1 protein-coding gene is annotated in these 1,802 nt (G+C 75.5%); it reads right to left on the minus strand.

The window, feature by feature from the left end; genetic code table 11:
- Window positions 1-105 precede the first annotated feature (105 nt).
- On the minus strand, window positions 106-1,593 hold the full coding sequence (locus tag ACFV6D_RS30885) for an FAD-dependent monooxygenase (protein ID WP_380562046.1): 1,488 nt from the start codon (window positions 1,591-1,593) through the stop codon (window positions 106-108).
- Window positions 1,594-1,802 lie beyond the last annotated feature (209 nt).

A 1,802-nucleotide genomic window follows, 5' to 3' on the forward strand; every position in this document is an offset into this window, starting at 1 on the left:
TTGGCGCGTTCTTGTGGTTGTTCTGTGTTGGTTTGTGGCTTTCGCGTGGGCTGTTTGGGGGCGTGTGGCCCCCCCCCCCCCCCCCCCCCCCCCCCCCGGCGGGGGTCAGGGGGTGCCGAGCCAGGCGGTGAGGGCGGTGCGGAGCTCGCCCTGGCCGGGGTCGACGGCGCCCCAGGCGGCGTAGCCGTCCGGGCGGATCAGCAGGACGGTGTCGCGCAGCTTGCCGTGCGGGTCGGCCGGGGCGGCGGTGACCATGCGGTCCGCCCAGGGCTCGGCGGCGGCCAGTTCGTCGTTGCTGACCAGGACGAACTTCCCCTCGCGCAGCGCCTCGTAGAGCCGCTCGGGGGCGGCCGGGGCGCCCTCGACGGGCTTGCGCAGCGCCGTCAGCCGCAGGTCCGGGACGCGCTTGCCGACCTGCGGGTGGGCGTCCTTCGGGGCCGGGTAGGAGATGTCGATGCCGGAGACCATCCGGGCGCCGCGCTCGGTGACCAGGTCGAGGTGGCCGCCGAGCGTGGTGAGCGCCCCGCGCAGTGCGCGGGTGGGGGCGGACTCGGCGAGGGCGAGCCGGATCAGCGCGCCGGAGGTGCGCAGCACCGTCCGGCCGACCGGGTGCCGTTCGCTCTGGTAGGTGTCGAGCAGGGCGTCGGTGGCGCGGCCCTGGAGGGCGGCGGCGAGCTTCCAGGACAGGTTGGCAGCGTCCTGGAGGCCGGTGTTCATGCCCTGGCCGCCGGCCGGGGAGTGGCAGTGCGCGGCGTCGCCGGCCAGGAAGACCCGGCCGGAGCGGTAGTTGGGGGCCTGGCGCTCGTCGCTGTGGAAGGTGGAGCTCCAGCGGACGTCGTGCAGGCCGTAGTCCTCGCCGAGGGTGGTCCGGGCGATGGCGGCGAGGCGCTCCGGGGAGGGGGTGGTGCCGTCCGGCTGCCGCTCCTTGCGGTCCCAGGCGATCAGCCGGTACCAGCCGTCGCCGAAGGGGGCGAGGAAGGAGAAGCCGGTCTCGTTGGCGCCAACGGTGATGGTGTCGGCGGGCTCGCGCTCCAGCCGGACGTCGGCGAGCATCACCGAGTCGACCACGGACTCGCCGGGGAACGGGATGCCGAGCAGGTCGCGCACGGTGGAGCGGACGCCGTCGGTGCCGACCGCGTACCGGGCGGTGAAGGTGTTCCCGTCGCGGGTCTCCAGGGTGACGCCCTCGGCGTCCTGGCGCAGGGCGGTGACCTCGGCGCCGCGCAGGATGGTCGCGCCGGCCTGCTCGGCGCGCTCCTGGAGCAGCCGTTCGACGTGGTACTGCGGCGTGATCAGGACGAACGGGAAGCGGGTGGGCAGCGAGCTCAGGTCGATGCCGAAGCGGTCGAACATCCTCAGGCCGGTGACCGGGCGGCCGGTGGCGATGAGGTCGTCGGCGAGGCCGCGGGCGTCCAGGAGCTCCAGGCTGCGGGCGTGCACGGCGAAGGCCCGGGTCAGGTTGGACTCGGCGCCGCGCTTCTCCAGGACGGTGACGCCGACCCCGGCCGCGGCGAGATCGCCGGCCAGTAGCAGTCCGGTCGGTCCGGCACCGACGATCAGGATGTCGGTGGCGGTCGTCGGCTTCGCGGTCATGTGTCAGCTCCCGGTGTTCGGAGGGCGGTTGGACGCCGTGTCCGGCGTTCTCCCAGACTCCATCATCCAGGGCCCGCGGGGAGCTGTGAACCGCCGGGGGCCCCCGGGGGGGGGGGGCGCGGGGCCGGGGCGGGGCGGGGGGGGGCGGGGGGGGGCGCCGCCCGGGCGGCGGGCCACCACCCGACGGGACCCGAGTGCGGCGAAACCGC

The sequence above is a fragment of the Kitasatospora sp. NPDC059812 genome, from assembly GCF_042732075.1.
Classification (GTDB): Bacteria; Actinomycetota; Actinomycetes; order Streptomycetales; family Streptomycetaceae; genus Kitasatospora.

Bases quoted from the DNA above. Each gene is read 5' to 3' on its own strand.
- ACFV6D_RS30885 (WP_380562046.1), bottom strand. From the start codon at position 1,593: ATGACCGCGAAGCCGACGACCGCCACCGACATCCTGATCGTCGGTGCC.